This window comes from Campylobacter sp. RM12654 (assembly GCF_020137585.1).
Taxonomy (GTDB): Bacteria; Campylobacterota; Campylobacteria; order Campylobacterales; family Campylobacteraceae; genus Campylobacter_E.
In genome coordinates this window covers 1-25,755 of record NZ_JACGAR010000008.1, presented here as the reverse complement: position 1 = coordinate 25,755, position 25,755 = coordinate 1, and the positions used below count along the sequence as shown (strand labels likewise).

Here is a 25,755-nt window from a genome sequence, read left to right as displayed (position 1 = left end):
TTAAAATGGCAAGACAAACTCCTTTATCTCGTGTTAGAAATATTGGTATTGCTGCGCACATTGACGCAGGTAAAACTACAACATCAGAAAGAATTTTATTCTTTACTGGTATGAGTCATAAAATTGGTGAAACTCACGAAGGTACAGCTACAATGGACTGGATGGAGCAAGAAAAAGAGCGTGGTATTACAATTACTTCAGCTGCTACAACTTGCTTTTGGAAAGACCACCAAATCAACCTAATTGACACCCCAGGCCACGTTGACTTTACTATTGAAGTTGAGCGTTCAATGAGGGTTTTAGATGGTGCTGTATCAGTATTTTGCTCTGTTGGTGGAGTTCAACCACAAAGTGAAACCGTATGGAGACAAGCAAATAAATATCATGTTCCAAGAATAGTATTCGTAAATAAAATGGATAGAGTTGGAGCAAATTTTTATAATGTTGAAGCACAAATTAAAAATCGTTTAAAAGCTAATCCAGTTCCAATTCAAATTCCAATTGGTGCTGAAGACACATTCCGTGGTGTAGTTGATTTAGTAAAAATGGTTGCTTATGTTTGGGATGATGATAAAAAACCAACAGATTATACAGAAATTGAAATTCCAGCTGACTTAAAAGAAAAAGCTGAAGAATATAGAACAAAATTAGTAGAAGCAGTTGCTGAAACTAGTGAAGAACTAATGGATAAATACCTAGGTGGAGAAGAATTAACAAACGATGAAATCTACAAAGGTATCAAAAAAGGTTGCCTTGACTTATCAATTATTCCTATGTGCTGCGGAACTGCATTCAAAAACAAAGGTGTTCAACCACTACTAGATGCTGTTGTAAAATATTTACCAGCTCCTGATGAAGTTGCAGATATTCGTGGTCAATATGAAGACGGCACAGAAACAAGTGTTAAATCAACTGATGATGGCGAATTTGCAGGATTAGCATTCAAAATTATGACTGACCCATTCGTTGGACAACTTACTTTCGTTCGTGTTTATCGTGGAAAACTTGAAAGTGGTAGTTATGCTTACAATGCAACAAAAGATAAAAAAGAAAGAATTGGTCGTTTATTAAAAATGCACTCAAACAAGCGTGAGGAAATTAAAGAACTTTATGCTGGAGAAATTGGTGCTATCGTAGGTCTAAAAGATACACTAACAGGTGATACTTTAGCAAGTGAAAAAGATAAAGTAATTTTAGAAAAAATGGATTTCCCTGATCCTGTTATTAGTGTTGCAGTTGAGCCAAAAACTAAAGCTGACCAAGAAAAAATGGGTATCGCACTTAATAAACTTGCACAAGAAGACCCAAGCTTTAGAGTTTCAACTGATGAAGAAAGCGGACAAACTATTATTTCAGGTATGGGTGAATTACACCTTGAAATCATCGTAGATAGAATGCTTAGAGAATTTAAAGTTGATGCTGAAGTAGGTAAGCCACAAGTTGCTTATCGTGAAACAATCCGCCAAAGTGTTGAGCAAGAATACAAATATGCAAAACAATCTGGTGGTCGTGGTCAATATGGACATGTATTCTTACGCCTTGAGCCACTTGAGCCAGGTAAAGGATACGAATTCGTTAATGATATTAAAGGTGGGGTTGTTCCAAAAGAATATATTCCTGCAGTTGATAAAGGTATTCAAGAAGCATTACAAAATGGTGTTTTAGCTGGATATCCTGTAGAAGACGTAAAAGTTACACTATTTGATGGAAGTTATCACGAAGTTGACTCAAGCGAAATGGCATTTAAATTAGCTGCTTCAATGGGCTTTAAAGAAGGTGCTAGAAAAGCTGGTGCTGTAATACTTGAACCTATTATGAAAGTTGAAGTTGAAACACCTGAAGATTATATGGGTGATGTAATTGGAGATTTAAATAAACGCCGTGGTCAAGTAAATAGTATGGATGAGCGTGGTGGAAATAAAATCATCGCAGCATTCTGCCCACTTGCTGAAATGTTTGGATATTCAACTGACTTAAGAAGCCAAACACAAGGTCGTGCTACATATTCAATGGAATTTGACCACTATAGTGAAGTTCCAAGAAATGTTTCTGAAGAAATCATCAAAAAAAGAAATATGTAATATCTAAACTAGGGATTTTAATCCCTAGTTCTTCAAAAAATAATAATCAAATCTTTTAGTCCTCATAGCTCAGCTGGATAGAGCGTAGAATTCCTAATTCTAAGGCCACAGGTTCAAATCCTGTTGGGGACACCACTTAATATTTATTTTAAAATATATTTAAGCTTCTAAAGTATTTTTTATAATTATTATATATTTTTATCTTTACTTATAAAAATATATAATAAGACTTAAAATATTTAAAAAATTACTAAGAAACAATCATAAATAAATAGCGAGTGATAAAGCATAAAACCTAAAAGGCACAAAGAAAGCGTTTCTACTATATTTATGTGAGATATAACCAATCTAATAATTTAACTAAATGTATAAGTGATTTTGCATTCTCTTTATTAATTACTATTAAAAAATACTCTTAATATTTTAAAATATTAATTCTAATATATTTAATCGTATTTAAGCACTAATTTTAAGCTTAATATATTGATTTGTATACTAAAATTGCAAATGCTAATGCAGTATAATTTATGTATTTGAATTCTAAAATGTTTAAATATATTATTTCCAATTAACTAAACTAGCAATTATCAAAAATCTTAAATATTCACGGATAAGACTATGATTATTAAATGTAACCAATATAGAGAAAATAATATTGTAATTATTAGCATATAAATTATAGCTTTATACCATAAGTTTAAATAAATATAAGAGCAGTTGCAATACTTGAAATAAAAAAAGCTTTTATTATCAATAAAAAACATATATTATAAATTAAATACTACAAACCTTATTTTTATTTTACAAATACTATCACTATACTTTTCTAATTTATAACATATACTTAAAATAATTATCTATATATTATTTATAAATAATTTAAAATAATACTTTTAAAATTTTATAAAATAATATATAAAAAATATATATTTGTTTAAATTAATAGTATGAAAAACTATATTAATTTATTTAAATAAAATTAATAATTTAGGTAATTAATTAATAAATATTATTAAAAGATAATATATTTTATTTAATTATTAATATTAGTTAGTATAATTCAGTTTTAATTTATTTTTAAGGAGATTTTATGACTTTTACAAAACCTAGCGATAGGCGTTTGGCTTTATCTTTTTGGATTGGAATTCTAGCTGGAATATTCGGTGCTATTGTTAAATGGGGCTGGGAAGTGCCATTTCCACCAAGAAATCCTAATTTTGTTTGGCCTCTTGATGCATTAGAAAGAACCACTCCACCTAAAATATTTTTAGAACAAATTGGTATGCCTACTGATTTTACTTATATGTTTTCAGGTATGGATATGCCTTTATCAATTTTCATTGTTCATGTTGGATTTTCAATCGTATTTGGTGTTATGTATTGTATGATTGCAGAAATTTGGCCTCGTATTAAAATGTGGCAAGGTGCTGTATTTGGATTCTTCGTATATTTATTCGCGCATGTAATTGTAATGCCTTTAATAGCACAAGTTCCTCCTTTATCACAAATTCCATTTGATGAACATTTATCAGAAATATTTGGACATATTGTATGGCTATGGGGAATGGAAATAGTAAGAAGAGATATAAGAAATAGAATTACAAAATCACCTGATATTGAATAAGCTTTACACACCTTTTATAGGTGTGTAAATTAATTTTTACTTGCACTAGCTTTTATAGCTTTTATAAAAGCACTTCTAACAGCTTCATCTTCTAAAACATTAACACCTTTTATACTAACTCCAGCAGGAGAACATACGCCTTCTTTAATTAATGCTGGATGATTATTAGCAATTAAACTCTCAAAACTGGCAAATAATGATTTTACCAACTCATAAGCTTTATCGTTTTTAAGCCCTATGCTAACTCCACCATTAGCTAAAGCTTCAGCAACTAATGCTAAAAACGCAGGGGCACAACCATTAATAGCCATAGCTAAATTAAGCTCATTTTCATTCTCACATTCTATTGCCACCCCAAAACCTTTAATAATATTTAAAGCTAAATCAAAATATTTATGAGTTTTATCTCCTACATAAGTAGTGCAAGATTTATTGTATTCAGCAGCAATATTTGGCATAATTTTTAAATAATATTCAGATGCAATTACTTTTAAACTATCAATACTAATTCCTGCTAAAGGACTAATGATAATTTTTGCAGTTTTACCTAAAAATTTTTTACTAACTTCATCTAAATTATATGGCTTAAAGCATAAAATACAAATCTTATTAGCAATATCAAATTCTTCATAAGAAATACAATTTTTAATACCTACATTTAATTTATTTCTTACTACAAAAACCACATTAAAATTTGAATTTTCTAATCCTTTAGCAATAGCTTTCGCCATTTTGCCATTGCCAAGGATATAAATATTTTCATTCATTGCTTTAGTTCATTCATATTTTGTTGTAAGAAATTTTTAATCTTTTCTGTTGGATGATAGAATGGATATTGAGTTGGGTCTAAAATAATTTGTGCCATAGTGTTATTATCGTGGTTTAAAATCACCGGAGCTAACATATTTATAGTAGATTCTTCAACGCTTTTATTTAAAATCAAAATATTATAAATTTCAATATTTGAACTAGCTGTAACTTCAAGTAAAGCTTTGTAAGAAAGTGGCATATCAAATTCGTATTCTTTACAAATAGCATAAGGATTTAGCATAGTAAATGTAAAACCTCTACCATCAACACTCTTTAATCTCGCGAAACAATCATACATTTTTTCTAACTCTACTTTTGTAGTATCTTCAAAACCTAATATAGGAAACTTAACTTCAAATATCATTATTTCTCCTTTAAAAAAATATCCTAAGTATATAATAAATATTTAACATTAGAACTTATAATCGCCTTTTTAAAGGAAAATAAATGAAAAAACTTAATATTTTTTTACTAATTTTAACGATATTTTTTAGCGCTTGTGCTAGCAATAAAAAAGATATGTTTGATGATTATAATTTAAGCGATAGTGCTTGGTTAGAAAAAATCATTGAAAGTGTAAAAAAGAATGATTTAGAAAAAGCAGATAGTGATTATATATCTTTGTATAGCGAGCATATAAATAGCCCACTTTTAGCAAGTGCTATGCTAATTTTATCACAAGCACACGCAAATGAGCACGAGTATTTATTAGCAAATTATTACATAGATGAATATATAAAGCTATATGGTAATAGCCAAAATTACGAATGGCTAAATTACCTTAAAATTAGAAATAATTTTTATGCTTTTTCATTGCCTAATAGAAATCAATATTTGCTTTTAGACTCAATTAAAGATGCTGATATTTTCTTATCTACTTATAAAAATTCAAAATATACGCCTTTAGTAAATAGCATTAAGACTAAATTAAATCTTACTCAAATTATGCTAGATACTGATATTAGGAATTTATATAGAAGAATGGGGCATGATATAAGCGAAGAAATCTATGATAAAAAGATTAAAGATAGTGATTTAAACGATATTAAATATATAAAACCAAGACTTCCTTGGTATAGAAGATTATTTGAAAGCAGCTACGCACTTTGATTTAGGAATTTAATTCCTAAATTTTATTTAATTAAAATTCCTTAACAAAAAATCATCATTAAGTCTATTAAAATCAATCGTTTTAATGCTTTGCTTTAGATTAGCAATATTTGGCACTTCTAGGAATTTTTGCAAATAATATTTATTTTTATAACCTTTTTTTCTTAAATACTCATTCATCTTAAGCACTTCATCAACGCTAAGTAAGTCAAAATGCCAAGTAGTTCTTATTTCAAATTCTGCTTTAAAATCTAGCAAAATATCTAAAGTCTTATCAAACTCATCAAAATAATCAAGCCCCGTAAGAGCTTTTAATTTCTCTTTAGGAGCTTTAAAATCAATAGCAAAATAATTTGCTAAATCATTTTCTAAAATATTTTTAATTACATTAGGATTTGAGCCATTGCTATCAATTTTGATTAAATAGCCTAAGCTTTTTGCTAATTTTATATAATCTAATAAATTAGAAGAATTAGTGCATTCTCCACCACTAAAAACAACCCCATCAACCAAACCTACTCTACTTTCTAAAAAGCTTTTTAATTGATTTTTACTTACATTAGAAAAACCATTGATAATATGCTCATTATAGCAATATTTACACCTTAAATTACAACCTGCAATCCACACTATGCAAGAGATATAATTAGGATAATCAATCATACTAAAAGGGGTAATATCATAAATCATTTGATAACAAACATTTTCCTTTCTTTATGTTCTCCTTTTTTGCCTAGATTAAAGCTTTCTACGGGTCTGTGATAACCCATTACTCTAGTATAAACCATACATTTTGTTCTTTTTTCGTTATTTTTCATTCTTTCTCCTTTAACAATTCATCACATTTAGGGCAATACTCATGCTCTCCTGCAATATATCCATGTATTGGACATACGCTAAAAACAGGCGTTATCGTAAAATATGGTAAACGATAATTATTCGCTATTTTTTGAACCAATCTTTTACAAATTTCTTTGTTTTCTAATCTTTCTTTCATATAAAGATGAAGAACGGTTCCACCCGTATAAGCACACTGCAAATCATCTTGCATATTGAGTGCAAAAAATGGATCATCAGTGTAATTTACAGGTAGTTGAGTGCTATTTGTATAATAAATCTCATCGCCATTTCCTGCTTGGATAATATCTTTAAATCTTTTTTTATCTTCTTTAGCAAAACGATAGGTCGTCCCTTCTGCTGGAGTGGCTTCAAGATTATATAAATTACCTGTTTCTTCTTGAAATTGCTTAATTTTTTCTCTAATATAATTTACTAATTTAATGCAAAAATCTTTTCCTATTTCTGAACTTATATCATAAGCATCATTGCTAAAATTCCTAAGCATTTCATTAGCCCCATTTATCCCTATAGTTGAAAAATGATTATTAAAACTTGGCAAATACCTTTTAGTATAAGGATAAAGCCCCCTATCATACATTTTTTGAATGAAAGCCCTTTTTAATTCAAGACTATCACGGGCTAAAACTAATAACTCATCTAAGCGTTTATAAAGACCCTTTTCATCTGCTTTATACAAATACCCCAAACGAGCTAGATTAATAGTAACTACACCAATACTTCCTGTCATTTCAGCACTTCCAAAAAGCCCACCGCCACGCTTTAACAATTCTCTTAAATCAAGCTGAAGCCTACAACACATAGAGCGAACCGCATTTGGTTTATAAGCATTTTCATCTTCTACTTTATTGCCAAACTCATCTAATTTATATTGTGAGCCTAAGAAATTTTGAAAATATGATGAGCCCATTTTTGCTGTATTTTCAAAAATCGCATCAGCTACTTCGCTATTCCAATCAAATTCTTCAGTAAGATTTATAGTAGGTATTGGAAAGGTAAAAGGCTGATGATTTTTATCGCCTTCGCTTAAAACTTCATAAAATATCCTAACAATTCTTTGCATTTCTTCTTCAAAATCACCATAAGTTAGCTCTTCTAGTGAGTTTTTGCCACGCATTTTTGCCTTTTGTTCTAACTCATCATCTTTTATGCCCTTAAAAAAATGAATATCATTAGTGGTTGGAAATTGATTTTTTAAATCTTGCGGACAAACTATGTCTAAAGTAATATTAGTAAATGGACTTTGCCCCCAACGAGCAGGGACATTTAGGTTATAAACAAAACTTATTAAAGCCTTTTTAATCTCTAAATCACTCAATTTATCTTTAAAAACATAAGGAGCAAGATAAGTATCAAAGCTTGAAAACGCTTGAGCTCCAGCCCATTCACTTTGTAAAATACCCAAAAAATTAGCCATTTGCCCTAAAGCTTCTTTAAAATGCCTAGGAGCTTTGCTTTCAACCCTACTTCTTACCCCATTAAATCCTTCATTTAATAATACTCTTAAACTCCAACCTGCACAATATCCACTAAGACAATCTAAATCGTGTATATGAAAATCAGCATTCCTATGTGCTAAGCCCATTTCATCACTATAGACATTATCTAGCCAATAATTTGCAATAACTTTTCCTGCAGTATTATTTATAAGTCCTGCGTGAGAATAGCCTGTGTTTGAATTAGCATTAATTCTCCAATCGCTTTTGTTTATATATTCGCTTATTGTATTTGAGCAGTTAATATAAGTGCCATATTCTAGGTCTTTTTCACGACGAAGTTTTCTAGTGTGTCTATAAAGCATAAAGTTTTTCAATACTTCAAATTCTTTTTCATTAAATAGTGTTTTTTCAATTTTGTCTTGTATTTCTTCAACGCTTACTAAGTCTTTGTTTTCACACTCTTTAATAACTAAAGATATTAAAGAATTTGAAGCTTCTTTATTGCAACTTGCATAAGCTTTTTTGATAGCATTTTCTATCTTATAAGGTTTAAAAACTTCTTTTAATCCATTTCTTTTAAGTATCATTTTGATTGTCCTTTTTATAATGAATATTTTCATTTTATTTTTAAAAGTTAAAGAAAAGTTGCTACTAAGTTAAGCCAAAATCAAACTGAAACTTTAAAGTAATTAATAATAATTTTAAAATATTTAAAACATTTATCGTATCGGACTTTGTTTGATTTTGATAAAAAGAATTTAAAATAAGAATTTTTTAAAAATTTTAATTATTTGACTATTTTAATAATAATTATTATAAATAGTCAAATATGTTACATATTGTAATGATTTTAATTAATTTTTTACTTTATCTGGGTAATTTTGACACATTGCAATAATACCACCTGATAAATTAAGAGCGATTTTTTCTTTTTGATTTAAAAACTCACATAAAAACGCACTTCTTGCTCCACTTCTACACATAATTACTAATGTTTTAGAATTATTTTTAATAATCTCATCAAAGTCTTTTTTGATAATTTCTTCATCAGCTGAATTAAAATCTATAGGATAAAGTAAAGTATCTTCTAAACTAAATTCATCAATTTCTTCTTGAGTTCTAATATCTACTATTAAATGTTTGTCAAAATCTATATCTTTTGCATTGATATTTATATTCATATTTTATCCTTTGTGTAAATTCGTAACATTTTTTATCTAATTTATTATTAAAAATTATCAAAAAAATATTTTTTTGGTTATTATGAGTGAATATTATCTAAAAAAGGAAAAAAAAATGAGCAGGTATTTTAAAAGCCTTATTTTTTGGGTTATTGTAGGATTAATCCTAGGAATTGTTGTTGGAGCCATGCCTCCTATTAAAATAGAAGCACTTGGAATAGAAAATCTAGCTATTTGGTCTAAAGTGTTTATTGATATGTTTATTAAAGCATTAAAGCTTTTAATTGGACCTATCATTTTTGTAATGATTATTCTAGGAATAGTTGGGCTAGGAGATATTAAAAAAATCGGCGGAATTGGTGTTAAGGCTGTAATTTACTTTGAAGTAGTAAGCACACTTGCTCTAATAGTTGGTATATTTATGGCTAGAATTTTACAACCTGGAGTTGGTATGAATCTTGATATCAATGCTTTAGATGCATCAAGTGTTGATAAATATGTAAAAGCTTCTCAAGGTAGTGAAAGTAGTTTTTGGGGAGTTTTAAAAGGAGCAATTCCACAAGATTTAGTAAGCCCATTTACAGATGGAAAAACATTGCAAGTTTTATTTATAGCATTATTTACAGCATTTATTGTAATAACTTTAAAAGAACAAGATAGAGAATATATCAAAAAAGCCTTAGAAGTGTTCCAATCATTTGTATTTAAAATTCTTACTTTAATTATGTATTTTAGCCCACTTGCTACATTTGGTGCTATGGCTTATCTAATATCAAAATTTGGCTTAAGCTCACTTGTAAATATGGGATATTTATTATTTGTTATGCTTGCTGCTTGTTGTGTATTTATATTTGGAGTTTTAGGAATAATTTGTTATGTGGCTAAAGTAAATATATTTAAATTCATTAGATTTATAGCTAAAGAATTATTAATCGTATTTACAACGAGCTCAAGTGAAAGTGCATTATTACCACTTATGAAAAAATTAGAAAAAGCAGGAATTGATAAAAGCTGTGTTGGTTTAGTTTTACCTACTGGATATAGCTTTAACTTAGATTGTACAAATATTTATCTAGCTATGGCTGTAATATTTTTAGCACAAGCATTTAATATAGATATTAGCCTATGGCAAGAAATTACAATTTTACTTATATTAATGGTTACTAGTAAAGGTGCTGTTGGAGTAACAGGAAGCGGCTTTATCGTTTTAGCAGGAACTCTTAGCTCATTAGGAGATAATTTAATCCCTGTTGCAACAATCACCGTTTTATTAGGAGTTGATAAGTTTATGAGTGAGATGAGAGCGTGTGGAAACTTATGCGGTAACTCTGTTGCTTGCTTAATAGTTGCTATATGGAATAAACAAATAGATATGGAAAAATTCCGCTACGCACTAGACCACCCTAATGATTTTAAAATACAAGATTAGGAATACTTTTTGCTTTTGATATCCTGCAATATGAAAGGATATCAAATGCAAGTGTTAGAACAAGCTTTTTCTTTATTTGCTGTGCTAGTTTGCATAGCAACAATTTTTATTAAAAAAAATAATGAAAACCAAGAAAAATAAGGTTTTACCTGAATTAAGGAATTTAAAAAGGATTTAAATTCCTTAAAAATTAGAATAAATTATATATCTTCTTAGCCATTTCATTCTCAAGTATAGGTAATACTTCTTCAAGCTTAATATTTCTTTGTTTTGCTTTTGCATTAATTATTGTTGAGTTTTCAATGAAATCACTTTCGTAATTTTGAGATTTTGAATTGTTTTGTAATTTTAAAGATGAATTTGAATTTTTTATATCATAATTATTGTTTTGATTGATTACCTTATTTGCACTTCTTTGCTTAATATTAACATCAGCTTTTAATTCTATTGTATATTCTTCGCCAGTAATATTATTTATAATAGAACTTGCAAAACTTTTATTATTAGCAAAAGCAGCAAATGCTGGATTAATTGATTTTAAAGCATCTTGCTTTAATTCTTCTTCACTTTTTTTAGAGCATTCAACAATATTAGTGCTTACAATAAAAGTAGCATTAGTGGGTTCATTTAATATTGTATAACCTTTATTTTTTAATCCTTCAATTAGTTTTGATTCAATATTTACATTACAATCACTAGTATTTTTTGCAAATACAAATATACTTTTTTTGCTTTTAGCAACTGGTTCAATAAAAATACTATTATTTAATTTAGTATCAAGCTATAAAGAATTACTAGCACAAGCACCAAACATCAAACCAACACCAACAATACTTAAAATTGTCTTTTTCATAAAAGTTCTCCTAAAATAAATTAAACTTTTATTATATGGGGGGGTGGTTCTTAATATAAGCTTAAAATTTATTTTAATAAATAGTTTTTTAAAGATATGATTAAATTAGATTTATAAAATGAAGTTAATAAAATAATTTAGGAATTTAAATAATAAAAAGCTCCAAAATTGGAGCTTTTAAAAGTGGTATTACATCATACCAGGCATTCCGCCCATACCACCCATACCGCCACCCATTGGCATTTCAGGTTTATCTTCTTTAATATCGCTTATTGTAGCTTCTGTTGTAAGTAGCATTGAAGCAACGCTTACAGCATTTTGTAATGCTACACGCTCAACTTTAACAGGGTCAATTATTCCTGCTTCATACATATCTACATATTCGCCACTTGCAGCATCAAATCCTTTGTTTTCATCTTTGCAAGTTTCAATTGTATTTACGATAACTCCTGCATCAAATCCTGCATTTTCTGCAATTTGGCGAATTGGAGCTTTGATTGCACGGCGAACGATATTTGCACCGATTAACTCATCGCCTTCAAGATTTAGATTAATTCTATTTGTAGCGTGAATTAGTGCAGCACCACCACCAATTACTATACCTTCTTCAACAGCAGCTTTAGTTGCACTTAGTGCATCATCAACTCTGTCTTTTTTCTCTTTCATTTCAGTTTCAGTTGCAGCACCAACTTTAATAACAGCAACACCACCACTTAATTTTGCTAAACGCTCTTGTAATTTTTCTCTATCATAATCGCTTGTAGTTTCAGCAATTTGAGCTTTGATTTGATTAATTCTTGCATTAATTGCGTCTTTGCTACCTGCACCATTTACTATTGTAGTATTGTCTTTATCAATTACGATTGAACTAGCACTTCCTAAATCCTCAGCACCAGCACTCTCAAGAGTTCTACCCATTTCTTCACAAATTACTGTTCCACCTGTTAAGATTGCAATATCTTCAAGCATTGCTTTTCTTCTATCGCCAAAACCAGGAGCTTTAACTGCAGCTATATTTAAAATTCCTCTTAATTTATTTACAACTAAAGTTGCTAATGCTTCGCCTTCAATATCTTCAGCAATGATTAAAAGTGGGCGACCATTTTTTTGTGCAGTTTCAAGCACAGGTAAAATGTCTTTTAGATTTGTGATTTTTTTATCATAAAGTAAAATTAATGGATTGCTTAATTCACAATTCATTTTATCAGTATTTGTGATAAAGTATGGACTTAGATAACCTCTATCAAATTGCATACCTTCAACAACGCTTAATTCATCATTGATTGATTTTGCTTCTTCAACTGTGATAACGCCATCTTTGCCTACTTTTTCCATAGCATCTGCGATTAATTGTCCGATTTTTTCATCGCTATTTGCTGAAATTGTAGCAACTTGTGCGATTTGCTTTCTATTTCCTGCAACTGGTTTTGCTAAAGCTTTTAGTTCAGCTATAATTGCTTCGCAAGCTTTATCCATACCACGCTTAACTTCAATTGGATTTGCACCAGCTGTTATATTTCTTAAACCTTCTTTAAAAATTGCGTGAGCTAAAACGGTTGCAGTTGTAGTTCCATCTCCTGCTTGATCAGCAGTTTTACTTGCAACTTCTCTTACTAAACTAGCACCCATATTTTCTAAAGTGTCTTTTAATTCAACTTCTTTTGCAACGCTAACACCATCTTTTGTAATAGTTGGAGCACCAAAACTTTTTTGAATTAATACATTTCTGCCACGAGGCCCCATAGTAACTTTTACAGCGTCGCTTAATTTTTTAACGCCTTCATATAATTTATTTCTAGCTTCATCTGAATAAAAAATTTCTTTTGCCATTTAAATCTCCTTATAAAATTCCTAAAATATCTTCAAAACTTAAAATTAAATATGTTTCATTATCAATTTTTAATTCGCTACCTGCGTATTTACCAAATACTACTTTATCGCCGATTTTAATATCGCTAATTTCTTTAGCAACTGCTACAACTTCGCCTTGTTGTGGTTTTTCTTTAGCATTGTCAGGTATAATAATTCCTGAAGCTGTTGTTTTTGTTTCATTTGCGCATTTGATTAATACACGCTTATTTAGTGGAGTAAAATTCATTTTTTCTTCCTTTCTTGTGGTTTATCACTCTAATTCTTTGAGTGCTAAATTATAATTAAAATAAGTTAATCAAATCACTAAATGATAAAAAATAACTAAAGAAACTTTAGTGAAAATAGCTCAAGTTTATTTATGAAGAAAACGAAAGGTTGTATTATGAAAAAAGTTATTTATTCGCTCCTTGCTTTGATTTTAATAATTGTTATAGGGGCTTATTGTGTATTATTTACAAGTTTTGGAAATAATTTCGTAAAAAATATAGCAGAGAAAAAAATCAATGAAAATTCAAATATAGCAGTTAAAATTGAAGAATTTGAATTGAGATTTTCAACTATTAATTTAAAAGTTTTAGTTAATGGAATGCTTGAAGCAGCAGTTAATGGGGATTTTTCACTATTATCTCGCAATCTTAATATAAATTATGAATTAAATGGAAAAAACCTAGAAACCCTAAAAATCACCGACCCTTTAAACATTAAAGGCAATATAAATGGTAGTTTTAATAATTTTAATATAGATGGAAAAGGTGTTATTTTTACTAGCCCACTTACACTTGATGCAAATATAAAAGATTATTTTCCAACTAAACTAAATCTTAATGCTAATAATTTAGATATAGAAAAATTAAGCAAAATCGCAAATGTTGATTATGCAAGTGGATTTATCAACCTAAATGCAAATGTTGATGAATTTGATAAAGACAAACTTGATGCAAAAGCTTTAATTAATATTTATTCAGAACTTAAGCTAAAACCAAGTATCACAAAAGAATTTGGAATTGACATTTCAAGATTTGGTAAGGTTATAATTGATTCTAAAAATACTTATAAAGCTAATGAAATTACTCCAAATATCAATGTAAAATCAAATATTTTAAATATTACAAGTGATTTTAAACCTATAAATCTTAATAAATTAGAAGTTCAAGGGCAATTAGTTACAAGCCTTACTGAATTAGCTTTCATAAATCCTAATTTAAATTCTGATTTGAAAATCACTTCGCAAATTGATTTTAAAAATAAATTAGCAAATATAAATTCTATAGTTAGTGGTAAAAATATAAATGCAAAAGATTTAAAAATCACTCACGATTTATCTAATAGCAAAACTGCAATTAATACTGATTTAAGAGCTAACGCAGGACTTTTAAAACTTAGTGGCGATGAAATAATAAATCTTAAAGCTAGTGCTAATTTAGATAAAAATGGTTTAGAAAATGCGAATGTAAATGGTTTATTATTAGGTGCAAAATCAGATATAAAAATGGGTAGAAATGATTTAGTAGCTAATATTGAAGGTCTAAAATCTCTAGCTTTATTGGGCTTATTAAATCAAGATAAAATGTTAGATGCAAATATTAATATAAACGCAAAATTAAGCGATTTAAAAAACCTAATAGGCTCGGCAAATCTTAATATAAACGGAAAAACAATCCCAAGTTATTTCAAAAAAGAATATGATTTAGAGATTAATTCAAAAGTATTAGCAAACGCTGATGTTAAGCTAAATGGTGCTGATAATATCAGTTTTGACGCTAAATTAAATACTGATTTAGTAGATAGTTTTAATGCAAATGGTAATTACAAAAAAGGCGTAGCAAACGCAAATTATGATGCGAGTGCAAATCTAGCTAATTTTAATGCTTTACTTAATAAAAATATGAGCGGAAATGTAAAAGTTGATGGGAATTTAACTTTTGATAAGATATTAAATCTTACTTTAAACTCAAAAGAATTCTTTGGCGGTTCATTAGCTGCTAAGCTAAATGGGGATAAATTTAACGCTAATTTAACTAGCGTAGCTTTAGATAATCTTGCAAAATCTTTTGATTTAATTGATATTTATAAGGCAAATATCAATGGGAATTTAGATTATGATTTAAAAAATGCTAATGGAAAATTAGTTGCAAATCTTGGAAAAGGACATTTAAAATATCACAAAACTATAAAATTAATTAATACGATTTTAAATACTGATATTACCCAAGTTATTTTTGATAAAGGCGATGTATTAGTAAATATTAATAAAAATCTAATTGATTATAATGCAAAAATTAGTGCAACAAGTGCAAAAATTGAAGTAAATAATGGAACATATAATACTCTTACAAAAAGTATCAATGCACCTGCTCTTGTAGCATTTAATAATAATGAAATTAAAGGAACATTTTCAGGTGTAAATGATGATGTTAAATTCATTCCTGATGCAAAAAATACTATAGAAAATGCTGTAAAAGTATTAGATAAAATAACAGGCAAAAATAATGGTGAAAAAATAAATGAAACATTAAAACCTGCTGAAAATCTTATTAAAGGATTATTTGGAGGTAAAAAATGATTGCAAGATATTCAAACCCTGAAATGTCAAGTATTTGGAGTGAAGAAGCTAAATTTAATGCTTGGCTAGAAGTTGAGCTTGCAACTTGCAAGGCGTTTAATAAAATAGGTGTAATTCCTAATGAAGATTTAGAAAAACTATATAAAAATGCTAAGTTTGATATAGCAAAAATAAAAGAAATAGAAGAGCAAACCAAACACGATGTAATAGCCTTTACAAGAGCATTATCACTTAATTTAGGCGATGAGAGAAAATGGGTTCATTATGGACTAACAAGCACTGATGTAGTAGATACTGCACAAGCAATTCAACTAAAAAAAGCAAATGAAATAATAAAAGCTAATTTAGAAAATCTTTTAGATATTTTAAAAGAAAAAGCAAATCTTTATAAATATACTCCACAAATAGGAAGAACTCACGGAGTTCATGCAGAGCTTACTACTACTGGGCTAAAATTTGCTTATTTTTACGAAGAAATCAAAAGAAATTATGAGCGTTTTATAAACGCTAGTGAAGAGATTAGAGTAGGAAAAATTAGCGGTGCAGTAGGTACTTATGCAAATGTTCCACTAGAAGTAGAGCTTGATATTTGTAAAGAGCTTGGATTAAATGTAGCAAATATCAGCACTCAAGTTTTACCTAGAGATTTGCACGCAAATTATATAAGCGTGTGTGCGTTGATTGCAAGTGCTTTGGAAAGATTTGCTACAGAGATAAGACACCTTGCAAAAACTGAATGCGTAGAAATGCTTGAATATTTTAGTGAAAATCAAAAAGGTAGCTCTGCAATGCCACATAAGAAAAATCCAATAGGAAGTGAGAATATTTGTGGTCTTAGCCGTGTGATTAGGGGGTATTTAATAACTGCTTACGAAAACATAAATCTATGGCACGAGCGTGATATTAGCCATTCTAGTGCAGAGCGAATTATGCTTCCTGATGTAACGATTTTGCTTGATTATATGCTAAAAAGATTTAGTTCTATTGTAAAAAATCTAATGATTTATCCTGAAAATATGAAAAGTAATTTAGATAAATCTTATGGATTAATCTTCTCTCAACAAGTGCTTTTAGCCCTTATTCAAAAGGGTTTAAGTCGTGAGATGGCGTATGATTTAGTGCAAGGACTAACTAAAAAGGCTTGGAGCGAAAAGCTTCAATTTAAAGAATTATTAAAAAATAGCAAAGAAATTTGCGAAATCTTAAGTACCGAAGAGATTGAAAATGCTTTTTTAGTTGATTATCATCTTAAAAATATTGATAAAATTTATGAGCGTTTGGGATTGTAAAAAATAATAGGAATTTCAAATTCCTATTATTTATCTCATTTTAAAACTAATTTTTTAGCTTTATTTGTTTCTTTAATAACTTTTGATAATTCTTTATATCTATTCTTCTAAATATAATTTGTGAATTATTATTTTTCATTCCTATCTCTTACTTACTTCATTTAATAAAAAGCTTAACTATGCTTACACTTAAAATATATTCATTACTTTTATCATCATAAAAATACAAAAATTTAAAAAATATATATTTTGCTTAATCATTTAAATGATATTATATAAAAAATATATTTGTATTAAGGATATGATATGAAAGTAGAAGAAATAAAAACATTTTGTAAAGAAAACAATCTAACCTACAAAGAATTAGCAGAAAAAATTGGAATGAGTGAAGGGAGTTTAAGAATTGCAATTGCTACAAATAGAATAAGCACAAGAACCATAGCTGCTATGAATTTGCTAAAAAAAGTTTATAAACTAGAAAATGAATTAAAAGATTTCAGAAAATTAAAAGAAATCCTATCAAACTAACAATATTAAAAAACTTTTACAAATAATCTTAGAATTTAATTCCACTAAAAGATTAAACCAGCATTTAGCTGGTTTAAGTTAGATTTTAAATTTACCTAATTCTTCATCAAGTTTAATAGTCATCTTAGATAAATGCTCACTTGCTCCTGCTACTTCTTCTACGCTTCTAGCATTTGAATTAGCGATTTTGTTAATTTGCTCAATTTGAGTTATAACACTACGAATAGTCTTAGCTATATCTTTATATTCATTTACGCTATTTTTATTAGCACTAATGCTTGTTTGAACGATTAAAGAGTTTTCATTAACCACTTCTTCTAATTGAACACTAGATTTTGAAATATTTGAAATATCTTGAGCGTTCTTTTCCATTTCTCCACACGCATCATTTACTGATTGAACTACCACACCTATTGTTGTATTTATTTCTGCAAGGCTTTTTTGCGTTCTTTCAGCTAATTTTCTAACCTCATCAGCAACCACAGCAAATCCACGACCATGCTCACCCGCACGAGCTGCTTCAATAGCTGCATTTAATGCTAATAAATTAGTTTGGTCTGCTATATCGTTTATAACATTTAAGATATTTTTAACTTCTTCTGTGTGTTGGCTAGTTTGATTTAATTTATTTGATAATTCAGTAGTTTGTAAAGATTGATTTTCTAATACTGAAACAAGTTTTAATATTTGATTTTTAATAATATCTAAATTATCACTAGCTGTTTCAAGTTGTTTTGAACTCTCTTCGGCGTGTTCAACGGTAGCATCTATATCTTTTAATATAGCTTCTCCTGCCTTAGTAGCACAACCTATTATTGTAGTTTCTTCTTCTACTTGTTTACCTACTGCTAGTGAAGTTGAGCTTAATTCTTGAGCTACACTTGCATTTTCTGTTGAAGTTGATTTTGAATTAGCGATTAAAGTTTGGATTTTTTGTATAAAAGTATTTACATGCTTTCCTATTTGAGCTATTTCATCATTACCATTAATCGCAACTCTTTTTGTTAAATCACCTTCCCCTACTGCTAAATCTTTCATCATTAAGCCTAGTCTATCAAATGGTCTAAACAAATAAACTAAAACCAATATAACAATACCAATAGTAACCACAATAGCTAAAACACTTGCGATTATTAGCGTTTTAAATTGATTGCTAACATCTTTAAATGCTATTTCTTTATTTATCGCAGCAGCAACTTTCCAGCCAGTTTCAGGAATAGTGCTAAAATCCATAATTTGCTTTACTCCATTTAATTCAAATTCTAATTTTCCACTATTTTTTGAATACATTTCATCAAGCATTGGTTTTAAATTAGGAAATACTTCTACTAATTTTTTACCTATTAATTGTTGATCAGGATAACCAATAATCATTCCATAATTATCTAAAACATATAAAGCTCCACCTTCAATTCCAGCATTTTTAGAAAAATCAGAAACTTTATCTAAGGTAACATCAGCACCTAAAGCACCTTTAAAATTAGAATTTGTATCATAAGTTGGAGAAACTACTGACATAACTAATTTTTTAGTTTGAGCGTCTTCATAAACATCGGTTACAAAAGTTTTATTTAATTGTTTTGCTTGTTTATACCAACCTCTTTGAGTTGCATCAAAAGGTGCTTTCCAGCCTGTGCCATCATACATAGAGCCATCTTCAAACGCTAAAAATACCATAGGAGAATTTAAAACCCTAGTTTCATTTTCTAAGTAAGGCACAAAAGCTTCTTTAGAATTTGAATCAAACTTAGATAAAGTTTTAGCAGTCTCTTTAATGCTTTGCTCTGTTATGCTAATGAAATTTTGAATGTAATTTAAATTCTTATCTACAATATCATCTAAATAGCGTTCAATATTAGCAGATATAGTTTTGCTACTAGTGCTATAACTAATGTAGGTTAGAGCCGAGTATCCAACGACTAATAACACAATTAATGTTAAATAAATTTTATTTTTAAAACTCATTTTTTTCCTTTTTTTATTAAAAATTCGGCGAGATACTAACACAAAAAATATAATAAAAATATAATTAATTGATAAATATAATTAAAATATTTATAGGTATTTGAGTAGTTTTTACACAAAAACTAGATAATTTTTCTCCTAATTACTATTTGTAACACTTCTTTAAATCTTAATAGCTAAGATTTTTAAATCTTTTCAAAAAGGAATTAAATTGCAAGAATTATTAAAAAATTTATGGAATGATGAATTAGGAAATCTTGATTTTAACTATGAAGAAAATATTTTTAATCCCGAACTTGCCGCATTAATTTTATGTGCTAATGAATTAAATTATAAAGAATTATTAAATCTAAAAACATACAAACAATACCTAAATACTGATAGTTTTTTTGAGCTTAAAATGAAGCAAATTGCTGTTTTAAATTCTATTCATAATAATCTTTTAAATCCACTTGAAATAATCTTTTATCTTGAAAAATTAAAATTATTAAAAATAAAAGAAAATATCTTCACTTATCTTCAAAATACAAAAATAAATTCATCAAAAGAATTTAATAATAATTTTAAAAAAAGCCAAGATAAACTTGAAAATATTTATAAAAATTTACAACAAATTCTAAGCAATGAGCTTAAAGATAAGCTTGATGAGTTTTATACTCAATTAATTAGCAAAGATTATAAAATAGCTTTTAGCGGGATATTTAACGCAGGAAAAAGTAGCCTAATAAATGCTTTATTAAATCAAGATTTTTTAGGTGTATCAAATGCACCTGAAACGGCAAATCTTAGTGTAATTAGCTATGATGAAAATGAAAAAATAAAAGTAAATTTTTATAATGAAGCAGAATTTAATGCCTTAAAAACTCAAGCTAGTTTGAATGAAGAATTAAATAAAATCTTTAATATTGATTTTGTTGAGCATAAAAGCGTTGAAGTAAAAATAAACGAATTATACGATTATACAAGTGCAAATTCTAGCATAAGTATTTTTGTAAAAGATATTGAAATCCATCTAAACAACGAGTATTTAAAAAATAAAATAAATATAATAGATACTCCTGGTCTTGATGATGTAGTAATTAGTAGAGAACAAAAAAGCTTAGAGTTTTTAAAAACTGCTAATTGTGTTTTATACCTTATGACTTGCACTCAAGCACTTAGCATTAAAGATTTAGAATTTTTAACAAGTTTTGCTAAAAATAATCCTAATTCAAAGCTAGTTTTAGTGCTTACAAAAAGTGATTTAATAAGTATTGATGAGCAAATTAAATTAAAAGAATATGTCAAAAATCGCTTTAACAATGAGCTTAAAAACCTAGATATTACACCTAATTATGAGCTATTTTGCGTAAGTGCTAGTGAATTTAAAAAAGACAATTCAAAAGGCGAAATAAATGCTTTAAAAGCCTATTTAAACGATATTTGCTTTAATTCTACTAGCTCACAAGAATTTATAAATAGCATTAGCGAAAAATTTAAAAATCTAATTGATTTAGAAATTACGCTTTTAACTAATATAAACAATTCTTTAAAGCTAGATAAAAACGAATATATGAAAAATATAGAAAATCTACAAAACGAAAATGCCAAAAAGCTAGCCTTAAAACAAGAACTTGAAATATCGCTAAATGAATACTTAAATAAAGACTACAAAATCCAAGCACACGAATTAAGCTTTTTAGCAAAAAATCAAGCTGCTAGGATTTTTGATGAATTAAATTATGACAAAAATTACTCAAACGAAAAGGTAAGAAATGTAATTTTTCAAGGTTTTAAAGATTTATTAAATGGGCTTAACTCAAGTATGAGTAATAAATTCTTAAATGATTTTAATGAAATTAAAGTAAGGCTAAATATTACTAAAGATTATGAAATTATTTTTGATAAAAATAAATTACAAGAAATATTTGAAGAATTTGAAAAAATCATAAATAAACTTGATTTGCTAAGTGATAAAAGTGAAAATGCAATCAATAATAAATTAAATGCGATTTATTTAAATATAAATCTTAATTTTTTTAATTTTAGCGAGCAAAAACAATTAGCTAATGAGTTTTTGAAAAATGAATTTTTTAGTATTTATCATATTGAAAAAATCAATATAAATGAATTTAACGATGAAAATCTATTGAGCTTAAATACACAAAAAATAGAAAAATTATTAGAAATAAAAGAGAATTTAAAATGATAAAAAGTGTCTTAAAAGAATATAATGAAAAATATAATATAAGTTATGAAAAAGGCTTTTTAGGAGATTTAAAAACCTTAAAAAACACTCTAAAAAATCCTAATTTAATGCTTAGTAATAAACTAATTAATAATATTGATAATTTATGTAAGCATTATAATCTACCATTGCAAGTTGGTGTGATAGGACAATTTAGTTCAGGTAAAAGCTCACTTTTAAATCTGCTTTTTAAAAAAGATATTTTAGCTACAGGAGCAAGACCTGTTAGCGTTGTTGCTACTTATATTAATTATGGTTTAAATGATTTAGTTTTAGCAGAATTTGAAAACGGCTTAAGCGAACTTACAAACAATATTGTAAATGACCAAAACGAAGAACTAAATGGGCTTAAAAGTATTAATATTTTTACAAATAACGAGCTTTTAAAAGATATTACACTAATTGATACTCCAGGACTAAATGCAAATACTACCGATGAAGAATTTTCTAAAAATTTATTTAATTCTTTTGATGCTTTAATTTGGCTAAGTTTAGCTGAAAGTGCTGGTAAAGCTAGTGAAGAAAAGGCTATTAAAGAATTAAAACCAAATATAAAAAAGATTTGTCTAATTAATCAAAAAGATAAATTAAACGAAGCCGAGCAATTAAGGTTAAAGAATTATTTAAATGAAGTTTTTGCTAAGTATTTTGAAAAAATTGAGCTAATTTCTTGCAAACAAGCAAGTGAAAATAATCCTGATTCAAATATTTTGGCCTTTTATGATTTTTTAAAAAACCTAAATAAAACAAGCATTAAAGAAGATAATATAAAAGCGTCTTTAAAAACATTAAATAATGAGCTTTTAGGAATTATTAGTGAAATTAAACTAAGCCTTGAAGAATTAGAGTGTAAAATTAAAAATTATTTAGAAATACTTGCAAAAAATGAATTTGATTATAGTGGCTTTAATGATGAGATTTTAAATGCTTTAAAGAGTATAGCAAGGACGATTGCTAATGAATTTATGACTAATTTTAAGGTAAAAAATGCTTATTTTTATACCCAAAATGATGGGGTATTTCATAAAAATTGCTTTAATAAAAACGAATATTCATACAAAACTTTAAATCCTGATGATACATTTTTAAGTATTTTTTACAACAAAGATACGATTAATAAGCAATTTTTAAAAATTAGAAAAGAAATAAACGAGCAATTTTTAAACCTTTTAGATAATTTTCACAAGCCTTTAAAAGAATTTAAAAATGTTTTAAATATTGCTAAAACAAAAGAATTAGATAAAAACTACAATGACCTTGTAAATGCTGATTTTTACGCAATAGCAGATGATTTTTATAAAGCATTAGATGAGCTTATTATAAATGATTATGAAAAGGCTTTAAATAATTATGAGCTTAAATTAAATAAGCTTTTTGAAAAAATAAATATAAAAGCATTAAATAATTACGAAAACGCAGCTAAATTAAGCCTATCATTTTTTTATGAAAAGATTAATGCAAGTCGTGAATTTTATGAGCTAGATAGCAAACAATTTAAGCTTTATTTGCCTAGTGAAAATGAAATTTATCAAAGATTGCTTACTGATTGTAGTTTTTTTGAATTTGAAGAACTATTGATAAATAAAAAAGAAATCATAAAATTAAAAAATGAATATCTAAACGAGTTAAATACAATACTGCTAAAACATACAAAAAGCCTAGATAATAGACAAATTAAGCTAGATAATATTAAAGATATTATTTCAAATTCTTTTTTAACTTTTGACATATAAAAGACCTTTTAAGTATAAATATTTAATATTTATACTTAAATTTTCAATGTATTATTTTATATATTTATGACTATAAAAGATAAAAAATACTAATATTTAGGCTAAATGCTTAATTATTAAAATTATTTTAATTAAAAAAACTAATTAAATAACCTAAAAAATTTACCTTTATTTTTCTTTTTAATGTAATATAAATGTAATAAATATAGTAGGTGGTAAAATGAAAGATTACATTAGAGCTATTGAAATATTAAAAGAACTTGAAACACTACTTGAAAATGATAGTGTATTTTTGCAGAGTGAAGAAGATAGAATTAATGATGAAAAATTTATCAAAAAAGTAGCCAAAGATTTCCCAAATACTCCTTACGAACAAATAAAACAAGAAATAATCACACTATTAACCACACAATGCAACGAGCAATATATTATGTATCATAATAAAAGATATTTATTACTAACTCCAAGTTTAAATGTAATAACATATATTTTTGGATGTGTAAATAAAGATAAAATTCAAAATCCTAAACATATTGATTTTGAAAATGATGAAACTACTAATTATTTAAATATTTGCATAGATATTGCTAGGAAATGTAGTGAAGAAATAAAATATAGAAATGATAAATTAAGAAGTTTATTAGGAGAATTAGGTCAAATCTAACTCCCCTAAAAATTATTATTTTCCTTGAACTGCTTTATCGTAAGTATCTTTAACTAATTTATGTGCTGCAGAAGTATTTACATATTTTAAAATATCAGAATCTACGTTATGATTAGCTCCATTTATCTTAAAATTGCCTTTTAATATAGCTCCAACTTTATCAGCCTTCACTGCAAAATTATAATCATTATTGCTATCGCCTACTGTTAGTGTATAACCTGAATTTACATCTCTAATACTATTTATATTAAATTTTTGAGAATGTTTAACATCTTGAACCCTACCATCAACTCTTTTAACATAGGTAGCATCTCCGATATTTTTATCAAAAGTTACTCTAAAAATATTTCCATACCCACCATCATATACTACATAACTATCTACTTCTTGCTTAGCGGGATTTAATTTAATTGAGCTTCCACTACCTGCATAAAAATATTCCTTATCTTCATCAGCACCTAAATATTTACTTTTATAAGTATCTTTATATTTATCAAATTCATTAGAAAAGTATTGAAATCTATTTTGCGGGTCTAATTGAGTATCCATCAAACTAGAAATTACACTTCCAAAATTAATTTCTGCTTTATTTTTATCTGCTTTTAAAGCAAAATCTTGATTTTTAATGCCATTAGAAGCATTTGCTTGTATATTATAAGTAGATGAGCCGTTAATAGGTGATATGGTTTTGTTATATACATCATAAGTTTGCTTATCATAAGAACTTCCTGAACTCTTTGCGTTTTCGTAATATATTTGATTTGCATATTTAAAATCAGCATAAAGTTTTTTAGCTTCATATGCATCTGCATAATAATAAGCAATAGATGAATTTTTAAGATTTAACTGCATTGCAGCTTTATTTGAACCATAATAAAATACCTTATTTAAATCTGATACATTGAAATAATCCTTGTTTTTTTCAAATAATGTATTTGTAAAATTACCCCACTCTTTATCTATAGCATTATAATTAGAATTTGTGCTTGTGTCTTTTAACATAGAAAAACTATCATCTAAAATATTTGCTTCTAATTTTTCTTTATTAGCAGTATAACTTACTTTTCCATCATTAGCACTAAATTTTAAATCGCTATATCCATCTAAACCACTAATTGTAGTATCTGTTAAACTATATGAAAAATCTTCAACACTATTAGCATCATTTGTAGTTTTTAATATGTTTAGCTGATTATTTGTAACGCTAATTTTTTTAAAATCTGTAATATTATTACCGCTTTTAGTATTACTAAGGATATTTAAACTACCTTTTTTCACATTAAGCTCTGCAGCGTCTTGTCTAACATCGCCACTTCTTAGGCTAGTATTTGATGAATAATAATAGTTTTTATTGTCTGCATTTGAAAAATATTTATTATAAACAGGCTCACTAGGAACTATTGGCATATCTGGTTTATTTGTGTCATTATCATTATTTTCTTCATCTTCTTTATTATTATCAGAATTTTCATCATCTTCTTTTTCTAATAAAGCCACTACTTTATTATTAATTTCTTCTTTAATTTCAA

20 protein-coding genes, 1 tRNA gene and 2 pseudogenes are annotated in these 25,755 nt (G+C 27.4%); 11 read left to right on the top strand and 12 right to left on the bottom strand.

Going from position 1 to position 25,755, the window contains the following annotated elements; translation table 11 throughout:
- Nucleotides 1–5 precede the first annotated feature (5 nt).
- The 3 genes from fusA (at nucleotide 6) to AVBRAN12654_RS03900 (ending at nucleotide 3,705) form a co-directional block, all read left to right on the top strand.
- A complete protein-coding gene (gene fusA, locus AVBRAN12654_RS03910) occupies nucleotides 6–2,081 on the top strand; it encodes an elongation factor G (protein ID WP_214117489.1) in 2,076 nt (691 codons plus the stop codon).
- Between the two features lie 58 nt (nucleotides 2,082–2,139).
- Nucleotides 2,140–2,216: transfer RNA gene (locus AVBRAN12654_RS03905), tRNA-Arg, on the top strand.
- A gap of 955 nt (nucleotides 2,217–3,171) precedes the next feature.
- The gene (locus AVBRAN12654_RS03900) at nucleotides 3,172–3,705 is read left to right on the top strand and encodes a YagU family protein (protein WP_214117490.1); all 534 of its coding nucleotides are present in this window, start codon (nucleotides 3,172–3,174) and stop codon (nucleotides 3,703–3,705) included.
- 29 nt (nucleotides 3,706–3,734) lie between these two features.
- Here the strand turns inward: AVBRAN12654_RS03900 and AVBRAN12654_RS03895 are convergent, their stop codons facing one another.
- Nucleotides 3,735–4,472, bottom strand: a complete 738-nt coding sequence (locus AVBRAN12654_RS03895) for a pyrroline-5-carboxylate reductase (protein ID WP_214149682.1) — start codon at nucleotides 4,470–4,472, stop codon at nucleotides 3,735–3,737.
- Entirely contained in the window at nucleotides 4,469–4,879 is a 411-nt protein-coding gene (fliW, locus tag AVBRAN12654_RS03890; RefSeq protein WP_214117492.1) for a flagellar assembly protein FliW, read from the bottom strand. The genes AVBRAN12654_RS03895 and fliW overlap by 4 nt, the downstream gene beginning before the upstream one ends.
- Nucleotides 4,880–4,962: 83 nt before the next feature.
- Between fliW and bamD the strand changes: the two genes are divergently transcribed.
- A complete protein-coding gene (bamD, locus tag AVBRAN12654_RS03885; protein ID WP_214117493.1) occupies nucleotides 4,963–5,625 on the top strand; it encodes an outer membrane protein assembly factor BamD in 663 nt (220 codons plus the stop codon).
- Nucleotides 5,626–5,652: 27 nt separating this feature from the next.
- Here bamD and AVBRAN12654_RS03880 read toward each other — a convergent pair whose 3' ends face one another.
- The 4 genes from AVBRAN12654_RS03880 to AVBRAN12654_RS03865 form a co-directional block, all read right to left on the bottom strand.
- On the bottom strand, nucleotides 5,653–6,315 hold the full coding sequence (locus AVBRAN12654_RS03880; RefSeq protein WP_336613985.1) for an anaerobic ribonucleoside-triphosphate reductase activating protein: 663 nt from the start codon (nucleotides 6,313–6,315) through the stop codon (nucleotides 5,653–5,655).
- Nucleotides 6,312–6,443, bottom strand: a complete 132-nt coding sequence (gene nrdD, locus AVBRAN12654_RS03875) for an anaerobic ribonucleoside-triphosphate reductase (protein ID WP_214117495.1) — start codon at nucleotides 6,441–6,443, stop codon at nucleotides 6,312–6,314. The genes AVBRAN12654_RS03880 and nrdD overlap by 4 nt, the downstream gene beginning before the upstream one ends.
- Complete coding sequence (locus tag AVBRAN12654_RS03870) at nucleotides 6,440–8,509, bottom strand: ribonucleoside triphosphate reductase (RefSeq protein WP_442862313.1); 2,070 nt, start codon at nucleotides 8,507–8,509, stop codon at nucleotides 6,440–6,442. Before AVBRAN12654_RS03870 ends, nrdD begins: the two co-directional genes overlap by 4 nt.
- 267 nt (nucleotides 8,510–8,776) lie before the next feature.
- Complete coding sequence (locus AVBRAN12654_RS03865) at nucleotides 8,777–9,103, bottom strand: rhodanese-like domain-containing protein (RefSeq protein ID WP_214117496.1); 327 nt, start codon at nucleotides 9,101–9,103, stop codon at nucleotides 8,777–8,779.
- A gap of 82 nt (nucleotides 9,104–9,185) precedes the next feature.
- On the opposite strand from AVBRAN12654_RS03865, the gene AVBRAN12654_RS03860 reads away from it, so the two are divergent.
- On the top strand, nucleotides 9,186–10,532 hold the full coding sequence (locus AVBRAN12654_RS03860) for a cation:dicarboxylate symporter family transporter (RefSeq protein ID WP_336613984.1): 1,347 nt from the start codon (nucleotides 9,186–9,188) through the stop codon (nucleotides 10,530–10,532).
- A gap of 190 nt (nucleotides 10,533–10,722) precedes the next feature.
- On the opposite strand, the gene traT is transcribed toward AVBRAN12654_RS03860, so the two are convergent.
- The 3 genes from traT to groES form a co-directional block, all read right to left on the bottom strand.
- Nucleotides 10,723–11,253 (bottom strand): complement resistance protein TraT, encoded by a 531-nt coding sequence (gene traT / locus AVBRAN12654_RS09530; protein ID WP_442862316.1) that lies wholly within the window; start codon nucleotides 11,251–11,253, stop codon nucleotides 10,723–10,725.
- Nucleotides 11,254–11,574: 321 nt separating this feature from the next.
- Entirely contained in the window at nucleotides 11,575–13,215 is a 1,641-nt protein-coding gene (gene groL, locus AVBRAN12654_RS03850) for a chaperonin GroEL (RefSeq protein WP_336613982.1), read from the bottom strand.
- Between the two features lie 10 nt (nucleotides 13,216–13,225).
- Nucleotides 13,226–13,483, bottom strand: a complete 258-nt coding sequence (gene groES / locus AVBRAN12654_RS03845) for a co-chaperone GroES (protein WP_214117500.1) — start codon at nucleotides 13,481–13,483, stop codon at nucleotides 13,226–13,228.
- A 156-nt stretch (nucleotides 13,484–13,639) separates the two neighbouring features.
- Between groES and AVBRAN12654_RS03840 the strand changes: the two genes are divergently transcribed.
- From AVBRAN12654_RS03840 to AVBRAN12654_RS03830, 3 genes are all read left to right on the top strand, one after another.
- Complete coding sequence (locus tag AVBRAN12654_RS03840) at nucleotides 13,640–15,820, top strand: hypothetical protein (protein ID WP_336613981.1); 2,181 nt, start codon at nucleotides 13,640–13,642, stop codon at nucleotides 15,818–15,820.
- Nucleotides 15,817–17,109, top strand: coding sequence for an adenylosuccinate lyase (gene purB / locus AVBRAN12654_RS03835; protein WP_214117502.1), 1,293 nt, complete (start codon nucleotides 15,817–15,819; stop codon nucleotides 17,107–17,109). The genes AVBRAN12654_RS03840 and purB overlap by 4 nt, the downstream gene beginning before the upstream one ends.
- A gap of 306 nt (nucleotides 17,110–17,415) precedes the next feature.
- Nucleotides 17,416–17,637: a helix-turn-helix domain-containing protein gene (locus AVBRAN12654_RS03830; protein ID WP_214117503.1), complete on the top strand. Its 222-nt coding sequence runs from the start codon at nucleotides 17,416–17,418 to the stop codon at nucleotides 17,635–17,637.
- 78 nt (nucleotides 17,638–17,715) lie between these two features.
- Here the strand turns inward: AVBRAN12654_RS03830 and AVBRAN12654_RS09525 are convergent.
- Both AVBRAN12654_RS09525 and AVBRAN12654_RS09520 read right to left on the bottom strand, forming a co-directional pair.
- Nucleotides 17,716–18,222: pseudogene (locus tag AVBRAN12654_RS09525) on the bottom strand (methyl-accepting chemotaxis protein); the annotation flags it as partial.
- Between the two features lie 351 nt (nucleotides 18,223–18,573).
- Nucleotides 18,574–19,602, bottom strand: a pseudogene (locus AVBRAN12654_RS09520) (cache domain-containing protein); the annotation flags it as partial.
- A 211-nt stretch (nucleotides 19,603–19,813) separates the two neighbouring features.
- On the opposite strand from AVBRAN12654_RS09520, the gene AVBRAN12654_RS03820 reads away from it, so the two are divergent.
- The 3 genes from AVBRAN12654_RS03820 to AVBRAN12654_RS03810 all read left to right on the top strand — a co-directional run bounded on the left by AVBRAN12654_RS03820 (nucleotide 19,814) and on the right by AVBRAN12654_RS03810 (nucleotide 24,226).
- The gene (locus tag AVBRAN12654_RS03820) at nucleotides 19,814–21,790 is read left to right on the top strand and encodes a dynamin family protein (RefSeq protein ID WP_336613979.1); all 1,977 of its coding nucleotides are present in this window, start codon (nucleotides 19,814–19,816) and stop codon (nucleotides 21,788–21,790) included.
- Complete coding sequence (locus AVBRAN12654_RS03815) at nucleotides 21,787–23,562, top strand: dynamin family protein (RefSeq protein WP_336613978.1); 1,776 nt, start codon at nucleotides 21,787–21,789, stop codon at nucleotides 23,560–23,562. Before AVBRAN12654_RS03820 ends, AVBRAN12654_RS03815 begins: the two co-directional genes overlap by 4 nt.
- Nucleotides 23,563–23,782: 220 nt before the next feature.
- Nucleotides 23,783–24,226 carry a hypothetical protein gene (locus tag AVBRAN12654_RS03810; RefSeq protein WP_214117507.1) on the top strand — a complete coding sequence of 148 codons (444 nt, stop codon included), beginning with the start codon at nucleotides 23,783–23,785 and terminating at the stop codon, nucleotides 24,224–24,226.
- Between the two features lie 15 nt (nucleotides 24,227–24,241).
- Here AVBRAN12654_RS03810 and AVBRAN12654_RS03805 read toward each other — a convergent pair.
- A partial coding sequence (locus AVBRAN12654_RS03805; RefSeq protein WP_336612877.1) for a hypothetical protein occupies nucleotides 24,242–25,755 on the bottom strand: 1,514 nt, incomplete at its 5' end.